This is a genomic window from Streptomyces sp. NPDC096132, assembly GCF_044763345.1.
In the GTDB taxonomy this organism is placed as follows: domain Bacteria; phylum Actinomycetota; class Actinomycetes; order Streptomycetales; family Streptomycetaceae; genus Streptomyces.
This window is the reverse complement of sequence record NZ_JBIWGA010000023.1, coordinates 132,603-147,528: the sequence shown is the minus strand read 5'-3', so window position 1 is coordinate 147,528 and position 14,926 is coordinate 132,603. Positions and strand designations below refer to the sequence as shown.

Annotated in this window: 13 protein-coding genes; 9 read left to right on the top strand and 4 right to left on the bottom strand. The window is 70.4% G+C overall.

What is annotated here, in order from left to right:
* Positions 1-24 precede the first annotated feature (24 nt).
* Genes ACIRF9_RS39715 through ACIRF9_RS39705 form a run of 3 tightly spaced genes read right to left on the bottom strand, consistent with a single transcriptional unit; the run spans position 25 to position 3,114 of the window.
* Positions 25-930, bottom strand: coding sequence for a carbohydrate ABC transporter permease (locus ACIRF9_RS39715; protein WP_403832736.1), 906 nt, complete (start codon positions 928-930; stop codon positions 25-27).
* The gene (locus ACIRF9_RS39710) at positions 927-1,817 is read right to left on the bottom strand and encodes a carbohydrate ABC transporter permease (RefSeq protein WP_403832733.1); all 891 of its coding nucleotides are present in this window, start codon (positions 1,815-1,817) and stop codon (positions 927-929) included. The genes ACIRF9_RS39715 and ACIRF9_RS39710 overlap by 4 nt, the downstream gene beginning before the upstream one ends.
* A 4-nt stretch (positions 1,818-1,821) precedes the next feature.
* On the bottom strand, positions 1,822-3,114 hold the full coding sequence (locus ACIRF9_RS39705) for an ABC transporter substrate-binding protein (RefSeq protein ID WP_403832731.1): 1,293 nt from the start codon (positions 3,112-3,114) through the stop codon (positions 1,822-1,824).
* Positions 3,115-3,334: 220 nt separating this feature from the next.
* Between ACIRF9_RS39705 and ACIRF9_RS39700 the strand changes: the two genes are divergently transcribed.
* The 3 genes from ACIRF9_RS39700 to ACIRF9_RS39690 all read left to right on the top strand — a co-directional run bounded on the left by ACIRF9_RS39700 (position 3,335) and on the right by ACIRF9_RS39690 (position 7,223).
* A complete protein-coding gene (locus tag ACIRF9_RS39700) occupies positions 3,335-4,369 on the top strand; it encodes a LacI family DNA-binding transcriptional regulator (protein ID WP_403832758.1) in 1,035 nt (344 codons plus the stop codon).
* Positions 4,370-4,760: 391 nt separating this feature from the next.
* Positions 4,761-5,633, top strand: a complete 873-nt coding sequence (locus tag ACIRF9_RS39695) for an aldo/keto reductase (RefSeq protein ID WP_403832729.1) — start codon at positions 4,761-4,763, stop codon at positions 5,631-5,633.
* 417 nt (positions 5,634-6,050) lie between these two features.
* A complete protein-coding gene (locus tag ACIRF9_RS39690; protein ID WP_403832726.1) occupies positions 6,051-7,223 on the top strand; it encodes a S1 family peptidase in 1,173 nt (390 codons plus the stop codon).
* Between the two features lie 90 nt (positions 7,224-7,313).
* Here ACIRF9_RS39690 and ACIRF9_RS39685 read toward each other — a convergent pair whose 3' ends face one another.
* Positions 7,314-8,063, bottom strand: coding sequence for a class I SAM-dependent methyltransferase (locus ACIRF9_RS39685; RefSeq protein ID WP_403832724.1), 750 nt, complete (start codon positions 8,061-8,063; stop codon positions 7,314-7,316).
* 194 nt (positions 8,064-8,257) lie between these two features.
* Between ACIRF9_RS39685 and ACIRF9_RS39680 the strand changes: the two genes are divergently transcribed.
* The 6 genes from ACIRF9_RS39680 (at position 8,258) to ACIRF9_RS39655 (ending at position 14,903) form a co-directional block, all read left to right on the top strand.
* Complete coding sequence (locus tag ACIRF9_RS39680) at positions 8,258-8,908, top strand: FMN-dependent NADH-azoreductase (protein ID WP_403832722.1); 651 nt, start codon at positions 8,258-8,260, stop codon at positions 8,906-8,908.
* Positions 8,909-8,980: 72 nt separating this feature from the next.
* Positions 8,981-9,979 carry a LacI family DNA-binding transcriptional regulator gene (locus ACIRF9_RS39675; RefSeq protein ID WP_403832719.1) on the top strand — a complete coding sequence of 333 codons (999 nt, stop codon included), beginning with the start codon at positions 8,981-8,983 and terminating at the stop codon, positions 9,977-9,979.
* 129 nt (positions 9,980-10,108) lie between these two features.
* Entirely contained in the window at positions 10,109-11,458 is a 1,350-nt protein-coding gene (locus ACIRF9_RS39670; protein WP_403832717.1) for an ABC transporter substrate-binding protein, read from the top strand.
* 5 nt (positions 11,459-11,463) lie between these two features.
* The gene (locus ACIRF9_RS39665; protein WP_403832714.1) at positions 11,464-12,417 is read left to right on the top strand and encodes a carbohydrate ABC transporter permease; all 954 of its coding nucleotides are present in this window, start codon (positions 11,464-11,466) and stop codon (positions 12,415-12,417) included.
* On the top strand, positions 12,414-13,289 hold the full coding sequence (locus ACIRF9_RS39660; protein ID WP_403832711.1) for a carbohydrate ABC transporter permease: 876 nt from the start codon (positions 12,414-12,416) through the stop codon (positions 13,287-13,289). Before ACIRF9_RS39665 ends, ACIRF9_RS39660 begins: the two co-directional genes overlap by 4 nt.
* A gap of 36 nt (positions 13,290-13,325) precedes the next feature.
* Positions 13,326-14,903: a glycoside hydrolase family 13 protein gene (locus ACIRF9_RS39655; protein WP_403832709.1), complete on the top strand. Its 1,578-nt coding sequence runs from the start codon at positions 13,326-13,328 to the stop codon at positions 14,901-14,903.
* Positions 14,904-14,926: the final 23 nt, after the last annotated feature.

Genomic DNA, 14,926 nt, shown 5'->3' with positions numbered 1-14,926 from the left:
TGTCCTTGCACTGAGTGGGGGGTGTCAGCCCTTGACGGCTCCTTCGCCGACGCCGCGGAAGAAGTACCGCTGGAGACAGGCGAAGAGGGCGATCAGCGGTGCCACGGCGATGACGGTGCCGGCGGCGACCAGGCGTTCGTCGTTGGCGAAGGTGCCGTGCAGGTAGTTCAGGCCGATGGTGAGGGTGAACTTCGACGGGTCGCTGAGCACGATGAGCGGCCACAGGAAGTCGTCCCAGGCGCCCATGAAGGCGAAGATCGCGACCACGGCGAGGGTGCCCTTGACCGAGGGCACCGCGATGCGCAGGAACCGCTGCCACACGTTGGCCCCGTCGACGAAGGCCGCCTCCTCGATCTCGTACGGCAGGTTGAGGAAGGCGTTGCGCATGAGCAGGACGTTCACCGCTCCGATGCAGCCGGGCAGCACCACGCCGATCAGGGTGTTGTTGAGGCCGAGTTCCCGCATGGTCGTGAACTGGGCGATGATGATGCCCTCGACCGGGACCAGCATGGCGAGCACGAAGGCTAGCGTGGCCGCCCGGCGCCCCCGGTAGCGCAGCCGGGCGAGCGCGTAGCCGGCGAGGGCCGAACCGACGCAGTTGGTGACGACGTTGGCGCCCGCGACCTTCAGCGAGTTGAGGGCGTAGTCCCACACGGGGATGGTGTCGGCGACCCGCTGGTAGTTGTGCAGGGTCGGGTCGGCGGGCGTGAAGGAGGGCGGGGAGCTGTAGATGTCCTCGGTGGGGCCCTTGAGCGAGGTGGACAGCTGCCAGAGGAACGGGCCGACGGTCAGGGCGAGGACGGCGAGCAGCAGTACATAGCGCAGGGCGAGTTCGCCGAGCCGGACGCGGCGGCCGTGCTCGTCGGTGATGCGGGGTTCCCGGGCGACGGCCGGCCGTTGCCCGGGCCGTGTCCTCTCCAGCACGCTCACGCCCGGTCCTCCTTCCGGTCGGCGCGCAGCACGAGCAGCATCAGCGCGACGGTCACGGCGAAGACGACGACCGAGAGGGCGGAGGCGTAGCCGACGCGGCCGGTGAGGCCGGTGCCGGTGCGCTGGACCAGCATGACGAGGGTGGTGTCCTCGCCCGCCGGGCCGCCGCTGGGTCCCGCCATCAGGTACACCTCGGAGAACACCTTGAAGGCGGCGACGGACGACAGCGCGCCGACCAGGACCATGGTGGAGCGGACGGCGGGAACGGTCACCGTCAGGAAGCGGCGTACGGCGCCCGCGCCGTCCACCGCGGCGGCCTCGTGCAGTTCTCGGGGCACGCCGGTGAGTGCCGCAAGATAGATGATCATGTAGTAGCCGAGGCCCTTCCACACGGTGACCGCCATGGCGCTCAGCAGGAGCAGCCACTGGTCGCTGAGGAAGCCGACGTGGCCCGCGCCGAGCGTCTCCAGCAGCGAGTTGACCAGGCCGCGTTCGTCGAGCAGCCACACCCAGATGAGTCCGACCACGACGATCGAGGCGACGACCGGGGTGTAGAAGGCGGAGCGGAAGAAGGTGATGCCGGGGATGTTCTTCTGCACGAGGAGCGCGAGCAGCAGCGGCAGCACCACGAGGGCGGGGACGACTCCGAGGACGTAGAGCGTGCTGTTGCGCAGGCCGGTCCAGAACATGTCGTCGTGGAGCATCTCGCGGTAGTTGGCGAGGCCCACGAACTCGCCCGGGATCAGGGTGCGGCGGTCGGTGAGGGAGTTGGCCAGCGTGGAGAAGAACGGGTAGAGCACGAAGACGCCGGCGATCAGCAGTCCCGGGGCGGCGAACAGCCAGGGACTGGTGGGCAGTTGGCGGCGCACTCTCGAGACGGCGGCCATCCGATCAGCCCTGCTGCCTCAGCAGCGTGTCGCACTTCTTGACAGCGTTGTCGAGGGCTTCCTTCGGGCTCTCCTTGCCCTGCAGCGCCTTGGCGACCTCGTTGCGCAGCGCGGTCTTCATCTGCTCGCTGAACAGCACCGGCGTGTAATTGACCGCGTTCTTCAGGGACTTGGCGGCGGCGATCCGAACGCGGGTCTCGTCGGTGCCGTCCTCCTTCGTGAAGTACGGGTCGTCCAGCGAACCGGCGGTGCTGGGGAAGATGGCGACCTGCTGGGCGAACGACATCTGGTGCTCGGCGTCGGTGACGTAGTGGGCGAAGGCGACGGCGGCGGGCTTGCGCTTGCTCTGGGCGTTCACCATCACGCCCATCACGTACATGTTGACGTGGCCGGTGCTGGTGATCTGGTCGGTGATGCCGATGTTCTTGTAGAGGTTCGGCGCCTGCTTCTTGAAGTTGCCGAGGTCCAGGGCGCTTCCGGGGTTCATGGCGACGGCGCCGGTGAGGAACTTCTTGCCGGAGGACTCGGGGGTGGCGGTCAGCGCCTGCGGGTCCAGGGCCTTGGCGTCGTACAACTCCTTGTACTTGGTGAGGAGTTCGACGCCCTTGCTGTCGTTGAAGGCGAAGGCGGTGCCGTCGTCGTTCATGAGGGGGACGCCGTAGCGGCCGAAGTCCTCGACGGTGGGCACGTTGGCGAGCGTGGCGACCTTGCCGTCGCTCTTGCGCGCCAGTTCGAGGGCGTCGGCGAAGAGTTCGTCGTACGTCTTCGGCGGCTGCTCGGGGTCGAGTCCGGCCTGCCGGAACAGGGTCTTGTTGTAGAAGAGCGGCCCGGTGTTGAGGTACCAGGGGAAGGCGTACGTGCCCGTCATGCCGGGCACCTGGTGGCTCGCCCAGGCCCCTTCCAGGTACTCCTTCTCGTACTTTCCGGCGGCCTTGTCGAGGTCGAGCGCGAGCCCGGCCTTGGCCAGCGGGGCGACCAGGTCGGGCGAGACGTTGACGACGTCCGGCAGGGTGCCGCCGGCCGCGTCCGCGCTGATCTTGTCGGCGTAGCCCTCGGCCGGCTGGTCGATCCACTTCACGTCGGTGCCGGGGTACTCCTTCTCGAAGTCGGCGATCACGCCCTCGAAGTAGGGCTTGAAGTTGGCGCGCAGGTTCCAGGTCTGGAAGGTGATCTCGCCCTCGACCTTGCCCGAGGCGTCGGCCGAGCCGGTGTCGTCGCTCCCGGAGCCGCAGGCGCTCAGCGGCAGGGCGACGACACAGGCGGCGGCGACGGCGAGGACTCTGCGGGAAATACGCACGGTGAAACGGCCTCCCTTGGGGTGGAGTTGGCCAACGACCGAGACCCTGCACGGCGGTTCACCGGCACGTCAATGGCGTGCGCCCAGCTAATTTCATTAGTTGCTTATACGCATTAGGGTGTTTGAGCTGAACCGCATTAGTGCATACTGGCCGGAAATTCCTCGCGGGAAATGGGGAAGCACCTTGTCAGGCAGGCGGTCGCCGGCGCGCCGGCCCACCATGAAGGACATCGCGCAGCGCGCCGGTGTCTCCCAGAGCGCGGTCTCCTTCGCGCTCAACGGACGTCCGGGGGTCTCGGAGCTCACCCGGGACCGGGTGCGCCGGGTCGCCGAGCAACTGGGCTGGCGGCCCAGCACGGCGGCCCGCGCGCTGTCCGGCGAGGGCGCCGCCACGGTGGGCTTCGTGCTGGCCCGCCCGGCGGACACACTGGGCGTGGACTCCTTCTTCCTCCAACTCGTCTCGGGCATCCAGGAGGTGCTGGCGGAGCGTCATCTCGGTCTGCTGTTCCAGATCGCGCGGGACCTCCCCGACGAGTGCGCGGTGTACCGGCGCTGGTGGGCCGAGAACCGGGTGGACGGCGTCCTGGTCGTCGACCCGTGCACCGACGACCCGCGGCCCGCCCTCCTCGACGAACTCGGCCTGCCCGCGGTGGTGATCGGCGGTGCGCCCGACGAGCGGCATCCCGGTCTGTCGACGGTGTGGGCGGACGACGCGGGAGCCATGGCGTCGGTGGTGGACGAGCTGTACGCGCTCGGCCACCGGCGGATCGTGCACATCGCCGGTCTGCCGGACCTCGCCCACACCCAGCGCCGGATCCGCACCCTGCGGGCGGAGGCGGAGCGGCGGGGCCTGACCCAGGTGCGGTCGGTGCCGACCGACTACTCGGACGCCGAGGGCGCGGCCGTCACCCGTTCCGTCCTGGGCGGCCCCGCTCCCCCGACGGCCCTCATCTACGACAACGACGTGATGGCGGTCGCCGGGGTCGCGACCGCCGCCGAACTGGGCTTCGCCGTACCGGCCGACGTCTCGGTGGTGTCCTGGGAGGACTCGGCCCTGTGCCGCCTGGTCAAGCCGGGGCTGTCCGCACTGTCCCGGGACAGCGTGGAGTTCGGCCGGACGGCCGCCCGGGAACTGGTGGCCCTGCTCGACGGCGGCCCCGCGGGCACGGTACGGGTGCCGGTGCCGGGGCTGATCGTGCGGGGCAGCACCGGGGCGATACGGGAGGCGGCGGAGCCACTGCGACCGCCGGGGTGAGGGGCGATCGGCGTGCGCGGAAGTGTCCCGCAGCGGTCGGGGTGAGAGGTGAATCGGGCCGCACGCGGAAGCGTGGGTGATGGGCGTTCGCGGGCGCCTGGGTGATCGGCGTTCGCGGCAGCGTCGGCGATCGGCGTTCGCACGAGCCCACCGTGACACTGCGCGCCCACCCGTCCCGGCCTCCCCCACGACCTCCCGATCTCACGTCGCGCGGAGCGCATCCGCCGGTGGCGTGCGCAGGGCCCCCGGCGGGTCGGCAGCCGACGGTCAGGAAGGCCGTGACCCCGGCCGTGGCGCCAGTGGCGTCGCGGCACATCATCGACCTGATACGGTGTCGGCCGACGACGAGCCTCCTCGCCGCGGATCCCGATCCGCCGAGGAGGCTTTTTTCATGACCTCACACACGACCACCTGGCAACTCGGCGACCTCACCGTCCACCGCATCGGCTTCGGGGCCATGCGCCTGACCGGGGACGCCCCCTTCGACCTCGGTGCGCCGAGCGATCGCGCGCGGTCCGTCGCCGTACTGCGGCGGGCGGTCGAACTCGGCGTCAACCACATCGACACCGCCGCGTTCTACTTCTCGTCGAAAAGGTCCGCGAACGAACTGATCAACACGGCACTGGCGCCCTACCCCAAGGACCTGGTCATCGCCACCAAGGTGTGGCCGGGGCGGGATCCGTCGGGCGCGTGGTGGTGGGCGACGCCGGAGCAGCTGCGTGGGCAGGTCGAGGAGAACCTCCGCCAGCTGGGCCGCGACCACCTGGACGTCGTCAACCTGCGCGTTCCACCGAGCCGCGGGACCGGCTCGATCGCCGAGCACTTCGGGGCGTTGGCGGACCTGCGCACGGCGGGCCTGATCCGTCATCTCGGCGTCTCGCACGCCACCCCGGCGCAGCTGGCCGAGGCGCGGGCCGTCGCGCCGGTGGTCTGCGTGCAGAACCCCTACGGTGTGGGCGCGTCCGACGAGGAGCGGGAGTTCGTGCGCGCCTGCGGTGAACTGGGTATCGCCTACGTGCCGTTCTTCGCGATCGCGGGAGCGGGCCGGGACTCGGGAGCGAGGGCCGCTGACAGCGAGGCGGTCCTCGCCGTGGCCCGCGCCCACGGTGCCTCGCCCGCGCAGGTCCGCCTCGCCTGGACCCTGCACCAGGGCCCGCACGTCCTGGCCATCCCGGGCACCGGCGATCCGGACCACCTGGCGGAGAACATGGCGGCGGGCGCGCTGCGGCTGACGGACGAGGAGATGGCGTACCTGACGCGCTAGCCGGCTCCCCCGGCCACCCGCTCCAGCGGGAGACCGCGTCCATGCGGGTGGCAAACGCGGTCGTGGCAAGCCGACTCCGCCGTGAGCGGCGTTGTACAGAGCAACACCCCACCTCCTAGGGAAAGGCCGTTCCATGCGCCGTACCACGCTGCTCGCCGTCTGCGCTCTCATCACCGCCGCCGCGACCGGCTTCCTCGCCACGACCGCGATCCGCAGCCGCTGACCGTCCCGCGATCCCGTTCCACCGGCATCGGCCCGGCGCCCACCTGGGCCGATGCCAGACCGGGAAAACCAGGACCGGAATTGGCATAGACCTGACACCCTCGGCGGGCTAGGCTCTGCCGCGTCACACATGAGAGCGCTCTCACCCGACCGCTGTTCCACCCCCACTCACTGGAACGACGAAGGGCAACTCCCATGAGACGCACAAGGCTCAAGCACTTCGGCCTGGCCGCGCTCCTGACGCTGGCCGGACTCGGCGGCGCGGGCACCTTCCCCGCGGCGGCGAGCGGCACCGGGGCCACGACCTCCTCGGCGACCGACACCGCCCCCGCCTCCGCCGGCCTGCTCCGCGCCATGCAACAGGAGTTCGGGCTCACCGAGGGCCAGGCGGAGGCCCGGCTCGCGGCGGAGGAGGCCGCCACCGCGCTCGAACCCACGGTGCGCCGCACGGCGGGCGCCGCGTACGCGGGGTCCTGGTTCGACTCCACCGACGGGCGCCTCACGGTGGCCGTCACCTCGAAGTCCTCGCAGTCCACCCGCGCGGCGATCCGCGCCAAGGGGGCCGAGGTCCGCGTCGTCGAGCACAGCGCACGACAACTGGACGCGGCGAAGGCACGCATCGACAAGCTCTCCGCCCCCTCCTCGGTGGGCGGTTGGCACGTCGACCCGAAGGCGAACACCGTGGTGGTCTCGGTCGTCGGCGGCGAGCGCTCCGACAACGATGTCCAACGGTTCCTGACGCAGGCCCGCGCCGCCGGACCGGTAACCGTCGAGACCGTCACCTCGGCTCCCCAGACCTTCGCGGCGGGCACGGTGGGCGGCGACCCGTACTACACGGGCAACGTCCGCTGTTCCATCGGCTTCTCGGTGTACGGCGGGTTCGTCACCGCCGGCCACTGCGACCAGCACACCGGCAGCGTCTATGGCTGGGACGGCTCCTACGTCGGCAACTTCCAGGGCTCCTCGTTCCCCGGCGACGACTACGCCTGGGTCAGCGTGGGCAGCGGCTGGTGGACCGTGCCGGTCGTGCTGGGCTGGGGCACGGTGTCCGACCAACTCGTCCGCGGTTCGGCCGAGGCTCCCGTGGGCGCCTCCATCTGCCGCTCCGGCTCGACCACGCACTGGCACTGCGGCACCGTTCTCGCCAAGAACGAGACCGTCAACTACAGCCAGGGCGCGGTGTACCAGATGACCAAGACCAGCGTCTGCGCCGAAGGGGGCGACTCCGGCGGCTCGTTCATCAGCGGCGACCAGGCACAGGGCGTCACCTCCGGTGGCTGGGGCAACTGCTCCAGCGGCGGCGAGACATGGTTCCAGCCGGTGAACGAGATCCTCAGCCGTTACGGGCTCACCCTGCACACCTACTGACGGCGCACGGCTCGCTTCGAGGGGTTCCGCGCGCCCAGCGCCGGGACCCCTCCGGCGGGATCGGCTTCGGCGTCAGACCCGGCTTCGGCGTCAGACCCGGCTTCGGCGCGCCACGGTGATGATCTCCGGGCTGGTGTCCGTCAACGGACCGCGGTCCCAGTCCCCGTACTGCTCCGCGACCACCAGACCCGCGTCGGTCAGGAACGCCGACAGCCCGTCAGGGTCGAGGAAACGCAGGACGCTCCGGCTCCGTCGGGGCCGGTCCCAGCCGGGGCCGGTGTAGGTGTGCGTGAACGAGACGCGGTCGCCGCGCACCGGCGTGTCGACCTCGCAGGCGCAGTGCACCACGGCACCCGTGGGGTCGACCACCTCGCCCGAGTACCGGATGTGCCAGTCCTCCCACTCCCGTACCAGGGGATTGCGGGTCTCGAAGACGAAGCTGCCGTCGTCGGTCAGTGCCGCCGCGATCGCCCTCAGCGCGCCACGCAGTTCGTCGTCGTCGAGGAGCACCTGGAAGGCGTGGCCGGTCATCACCGCCAGGTCGAACTCGCGGTTCCAGGCGGGCGCGGCGGCCAGGTCCCCGAGGATCCACTCGACATCGGGGCACGCCCGCGCCACCTCCAGCATCCCTACGGCGGGGTCCAGGCCGCACAGCCGACCGGGGTGGCCGTCCTCCCGGGCTCTGCGCAGCAGGGCGCCCGTCCCGCACCCGACATCCAGCACGGACGGTGCGGACATCACCAGGGGCAGGTAGAAGGTGAAGTCCCCGCGTGCGTCCCAAGGGCAGTAGAGGTCGTACAGCGCGGCGATCCGGGCGTCGGAGAACTGTTCGTCGACCACGGCCGCCAGCCTGACAGGGCCTTACCCGGCGCGGCGACCGCATTTCGCGGGCAGCCGCCGGCCGAACGGCTCGCGATCATGACGTGGGTCACGTCCGCTGGACCTCAAGTGCGCTTGAGGAAGCAGCCTGCCGCGCAGGACGGGGCGGCCCCGGAGCCGCCCCTTCGACCCACGTCATCAGGAGAAGAACCGCCATGGCGACGCTGCTGCACATCGACACCTCCCTCAACGCCGAGACCTCGCACTCCCGCGCCGTGACCGCCGCGTTCCGCAGGACGTGGGAGAGCGAGCACCCGCGGAACACGGTGATCTATCGCGATCTCGACGCCGATCCGGTACCGCACCTGCAGGCCGCCGCCTACTACGCCGGCTTCGTTCCGACCGCCGACCGGTCCCCCGGGGAACGGGCCGCCTTCGCGCTGCGCGCCGAGCTCATCGAGGAGGCGGAGAGGGCGGACGTGATCCTGCTCAGCGCCCCCATGTACAACTATTCGATCCCCTCCACGCTCAAGGCCTGGCTCGACCATGTCTTCGCCGTGGGTCGCACCGCGATGACCGAGCACCCCTCGCTCGCGGGCAAGCCCGCCGTCGTGGTGACGAGCCGTGGCGGGTCGTACCAGGAGGGCACCCCGCAGCACGGCAACGACTATGTGCAGAGCTATCTGCGGCAGGCCCTCGGCACGGGCCTCGGCATGGACGTGACCTTCATCGTCCCCGAGCTGACCGTGGCCCCGACGGTTCCCGCGATGGCCGACCTCGTCCCCCTCTTCGAGGCCTCCCGCACGGCCTCGCTCGCAGCCGCCGAGTCCCGGGCCAAGGAACTGGTGATGCGTCTGGCCGCATAGCCGCACCGTGCCGACGACACCCTCCACGGCGTTACGCAAGCCGTTTGCGTTCCTTGCGCTATTCTTGCGTGCATGGCGCGACGACTTGCGGAAGTGGCGAAGAAGGTCGGGGTCAGCGAGGCCACGGTCAGCCGGGTGCTCAACGGCAAGTCCGGAGTCTCCGAGGCCACGCGGCAGGCGGTGCTCTCCGCCCTGGACGTCCTCGGCTACGAACGGCCCACGCAGCTGCGGGGCGAGCGCGCACGGCTCGTCGGCCTGGTCCTGCCCGAGCTCCAGAACCCCATCTTCCCCGCGTTCGCCGAGGTCATCGGCGGGGCGCTGGCCCAGCTCGGACTCACCCCCGTGCTGTGCACCCAGACCAAGGGCGGGGTCTCCGAGGCCGACTACGTCGAACTGCTGCTCCAGCAGCAGGTGTCGGGGGTCGTCTTCGCCGGCGGTCTGTACGCGCAGGCCGACGCACCCCACGACCACTACCGGTTGCTGGCCGACCGCAACATCCCGGTCGTGCTGGTCAACGCGGCCATCGAGCACCTGGGCCTTCCCGGGGTGTCCTGCGACGACGCGGTCGCCGTCGAGCAGGCCTGGCGCCATCTGACCTCCCTCGGGCACGAGCGCATCGGCCTCGTCCTGGGCCCCGCCGACCATGTGCCCTCGGCACGGAAACTGGCCTCCGCCCGGGCGCTCGCCGGGCAGCTGCCCGAGGAGTTCGTCGCCCGCACGATGTTCTCCATCGAGGGCGGGCACGCGGCCGCGACCCGGCTGATCGACCGCGGTGTCACGGGCTTCGTCTGCGCCAGCGACCCGCTCGCGCTCGGCGTGGTGCGCGCCGCCCGGCGCAGGGGGCTCGGCGTGCCGACGGACATCTCCGTGGTGGGCTACGACGACTCCGCCCTGATGAACTGCACCGAACCGCCGCTCACCACCGTCCGCCAGCCCATCGAGGCCATGGGCCGGGCCGCCGTGGAGCTGCTGGACGCCCAGATCGGGGGCCGCGCCGTGACGGCCGACGAACTGCTCTTCGAACCGGAGCTGGTGGTCCGCGGCTCCACCGCGCAAGCACCTCGTCACTGAGATCCGGCCTCTGTCCAATAATTTCAAAATCTGCGCGACATCTTGCAGTCGGATCCCTCCGGTGCTTGAGTGTGCGACGCCCACAGCTCACGCTCAGCGTCCACTGCTCCTGCCCGGAGGGGTCCAGCGATGTCCAGCACAGGGTTCCGCCATGCCTTCCTCGCGATCGGCGTCTGTTCCTCCCTCGTCCTCACCGCCACGGCCTGCGGGTCCGGCGACGAGGCCGGGAGCGGCAAGACCCGCATCACCGTCAACTGCGAGCCGCCCAGGAGCGCCAAGGTCGACCGGCGGTTCTTCGAGGAGGACCTGGCGTCCTTCGAGAAGCGGAACCCGGACATCGATGTCGTCGCGCACGACGCCTTCCCCTGCCAGGACCCGAAGACCTTCGACGCCAAGCTCGCCGGCGGCCAGATGGAGGACGTGTTCTACACGTACTTCACCGACGCCCGGCACGTCGTCGACATCGGCCAGGCCGCCGACCTCACCCCGTACCTGAAGGAGCTCAAGAGCTACGAGACCGTCCAGAAGCAGTTGCGGGACATCTACACCGTCGACGGCAAGGTCTACGGCATCCCCCGCACCGGCTACTCCATGGGCCTGATCTACAACCGCGCGCTCTTCGAGAAGGCCGGGCTCGACCCGGACACGCCGCCCGCCACCTGGGAGGAGGTGCGCGCCGCCGCCAAGAAGATCGCCGCGCTCGGCGGCGGCACGGTCGGCTACGCGGACTACAGCGCCCAGAACCAGGGCGGCTGGCACTTCACCGCCGAGCTGTACTCGCAGGGCGGTGACGTCGTCTCGGCCGACGGCAAGAAGGCCACCGTGGACACCCCCGAGGGGCGTGCCGTCCTGCAGAACCTGCACGACATGCGCTGGACGGACGACTCGATGGGCAGCAAGCAGCTGCTGGTCATCAACGACGTGCAGCAGATGATGGGTTCGGGCAAGCTCGGCATGTACCTCTCCGCCCCGGACAACATCCCGATCCTGGTCAAGGAGAAGGGCGGCGACTACAAGGACCTCGCCCTGGCCCCGATGCCCGGCGGCAAGGGCACGCTCATCGGCGGCGACGGCTACATGTTCAACAAGAAGGCCACGCCCGCCCAGATCCGCGCCGGACTGAAGTGGCTCGACGCGATGTTCCTCACCCCGGGCGACGGCTTCCTCGGCGACTACGCCCGCGCCAAGCAGCAGGACGCCCCGGTCGGCCTGCCCGAGCCGCGCCTGTTCACGGGTGCCGCCGACGCCAAGGACCAGCAGGTCAAGAAGGCCAACGCCAATGTGCCGGTGGAGAACTACCAGGCGTTCCTGGACGGCAACCAGAGCCTGGAGATGAAGATCGAGCCACCGAACGCCCAGCAGATCTACTCGGTCCTCGACGGGGTCGTCTCCGCCGTCCTGACGAAGAAGGACGCGGACATCGACCGGCTGCTGAAGGACGCCTCCGGCAAGATCGACGGCATTCTGGCCCGGAGCTGACGGCCGTGACGAAGACGGCTGCGCGGCCCGCCGCTCCGCCGGTCGCCGTACGCCCGGCCGAGGCGCCGCCCCCGACGAGGGGACGGGGGCGGCGCCGCCTCCTCGACCAGGTCCACGCCTACGGCTTCCTGCTCGGCGGGCTGCTCTGCTTCGCGCTGTTCTCCTGGTACCCGGCGATCCGCGCGGTCGTCATCGCCTTCCAGAAGTACACACCGGGCTCGCCCCCCGAGTGGGTCGGCACCGCCAACTTCACCCGCGTCCTGCACGACCCGGAGTTCGCCGCCGCCTGGCGCAACACGCTCACCTTCACCGCGCTGGCGCTGCTCATCGGTTTCGCGATCCCCTTCGTGCTGGCGCTCGTCCTCAACGAACTGCGGCACGCCAAGGCGTTCTTCCGGGTCGTGGTCTATCTGCCGGTGATGATCCCGCCGGTGGTCACCGCGCTGCTGTGGAAGTGGTTCTACGACCCCGGCGCGGGCCTGGCCAACGAGGTGCTGCGCTTCCTGCACCTGCCGACGTCCCACTGGTCCAACGGCGCCGACACGGCCCTCGTCTCCCTCGTCATCGTCGCCACCTGGGCCAACATGGGCGGCACCGTCCTGATCTACCTGGCCGCCCTGCAGTCCATCCCCGGCGAGCTGTACGAGGCGGCCGAACTGGACGGCGCGAACCTGCTCCAGCGGATACGGCACGTGACGATCCCGCAGACCCGTTTCGTCGTCCTGATGCTGATGCTCCTTCAGATCATCGCCACCATGCAGGTGTTCACCGAACCCTTCGTCATCACGGGCGGCGGCCCCGAGAACGCCACGGTCACCGTCCTCTACCTCATCTACAAGTACGCCTTCCTCTACAACGACTTCGGCGGCGCCTGTGCGCTGAGCGTGATGCTCCTCGTCCTGCTCGGCCTGTTCTCCGCCGTCTATCTGCGGCTGACCCGATCCGGGGAGGACGGATGAGCACCCGGACCCTGATCTCCCCGGCGGCCCTGGCCCGCCCGCGCGGCAAGGCCGTCTACTGGACGGTGTTCACGGGGGTCGTCGTGCTGTTCGCGCTCGCCTTCCTGTTCCCCGTGTACTGGATGGTGACCGGCGCGACGAAGTCCCCCGACGAGATTGCCCGGACCCCGCCCACCCTCGTGCCCGAGCGGTGGCAGCTGTCCGGCTACACCGACGCCTGGGACCTGATGGAGCTGCCCAGGCACCTGGGGAACACGGTCGTGCAGGCCGCCGGCGCCTGGGCGTTCCAGCTGGTGCTGTGCACGGCCGCCGCCTACGCCCTGTCCAAACTGCGGCCCGCCTTCGGCAAGGTGATCCTCGGCGGCATCCTGGCCACCCTGATGGTCCCGGCGCAGGCCCTGGTCGTGCCGAAGTACCTGACGGTCGCCGACCTGCCGCTGATCCACACGAGCCTGCTCAACGACCCGCTCGGCATCTGGCTGCCGGCCGTCGCCAACGCCTTCAACCTGTATCTGCTCAAGCGGTTCTTCGACCAGCTGCCACGTGACGTGCTGGAGGCCGCCGAGATCGACGGCGCCGGCAGGCTGCGTGTGCTCCGGTCCGTCGTCCTGCCCATGTCCCGGCCGGTGCTCGGCGTGGTGTCGATCTTCGCGCTGGTCGCGGTGTGGCAGGACTTCCTGTGGCCTCTGATGGTCTTCTCGGACACCGACAAGCAGCCGATCAGCGTGGCCCTCGTCCAGCTGTCGCAGAACATCCAGCTGACCGTGCTCATCGCCGCGATGGTGATCGCCAGTATCCCCATGGTCGCGCTGTTCCTCGTCTTCCAGCGGCACATCGTCGCCGGGATCAGCGCGGGCAGCACCAAGGGCTGACCAAGCCCTTCTCCCCCAGACAGAAAGGCAGGCACAGTGGGACAGCCCACCCATGCCCGAACGCCCGACTGGTGGCGCTCCGCCGTCATCTACCAGGTCTACGTCCGCAGCTTCGCCGACGGCGACGGCGACGGCACGGGCGACCTCGCCGGCGTCCGCGCCAGGCTGCCGTATCTCGCCGAACTCGGCGTGGACGCCCTGTGGTTCAACCCCTGGTACCTGTCGCCGATGAAGGACGGCGGCTACGACGTCGCCGACTACCGGGCGATCGACCCGGCCTTCGGCACCCTCGCGGAGGCGGAGAAGCTCATCGCGGAGGCGCGGGAGCTGGGCATCCTCACCATCGTCGACATCGTGCCCAACCATGTCTCCGACCAGCACCCCTGGTTCCGCGCCGCCCTGTCCGGCGGTCCCGAACGCGAGCTGTTCCACTTCCGCCGGGGCCGCGGTGAACTCCCGCCCAACGCCTGGCGGTCGCAGTTCGGCGGACCGGCCTGGACCCGCGTCGAGGACGGCGACTGGTATCTGCACCTCTTCGCCCCGGAACAGCCCGACCTCAACTGGGCCCACCCCGCGGTCCGTCAGGAGCACGAGGACATCCTGCGCTTCTGGTGGGAGCGGGGGGTCGCGGGAGTCCGCGTCGACTCCGCCGCCCTCCTGGTCAAGGACCCGCTCCTGCCGGACTTCACCGAGGGCCGCGACCCGCATCCGTACGTCGACCGGGACGAACTCCACGACGTCTACCGTTCCTGGCGCGCCGTCGCCGACGAGTACGGCGGGATCTTCGTCGGCGAGGTCTGGCTCCCCGACACCGAACGCTTCGCCCGCTATCTGCGCCCCGACGAACTGCACACCGCGTTCAACTTCACCTTCATGGCCTGCCCCTGGGACGCGCGGCGGCTGCGCGCGTCCATCGACGAGACGCTGGCCGCGCACGCCCCCGTGGGCGCCCCCGCCACCTGGGTGCTGTGCAACCACGACGTCACCCGGACCGTCACCCGCTACGGCCGCACCGACACCGGATTCGACTTCGCCGCCAAGGCCTTCGGCACGCCGACCGACCTCGCCCTGGGGATCCGGCGCGCCCGGGCGGCGGCCCTGCTGTCGCTCGCCCTGCCGGGAGCCGTCTACGTCTACCAGGGAGAGGAGCTCGGCCTGCCCGAGGCGGACGTGCCCCGCCACCGCATCGAGGACCCGATGCACTTCCGTTCCGGTGGCATCGACCCCGGCCGGGACGGCTGCCGGGTGCCGCTGCCCTGGACTTCCGAGGCGCCCCACGCGGGCTTCGGTTCGCTCGAGGAGCCCTGGCTGCCGCAGCCCGCGGGCTGGTCGGCGTACGCGGTCGACCGGCAGCGCGACGATCCGGACTCGATGCTCGCCCTGTACCGCGCGGCGATCGCCGCCCGGCCGGTCTTCGGCGACGGCCCGCTCACCTGGCTGCCCTCCCCCGACGACGTCCTCGCCTTCGCCCGGGCGGAGGGGGTGATCTGCGTGGTGAACCTCGCGGGCTCGCCCGCCGAACTGCCGGGGCACCACGAACTCCTGCTCAGCAGCGGCCCGTTGGACGACCGGGGCCGTCTCCCCCAGGACACGGCGGCCTGGCTGAGGGCCTGAGCCGCCGCGCCTGCCCCGCTGTC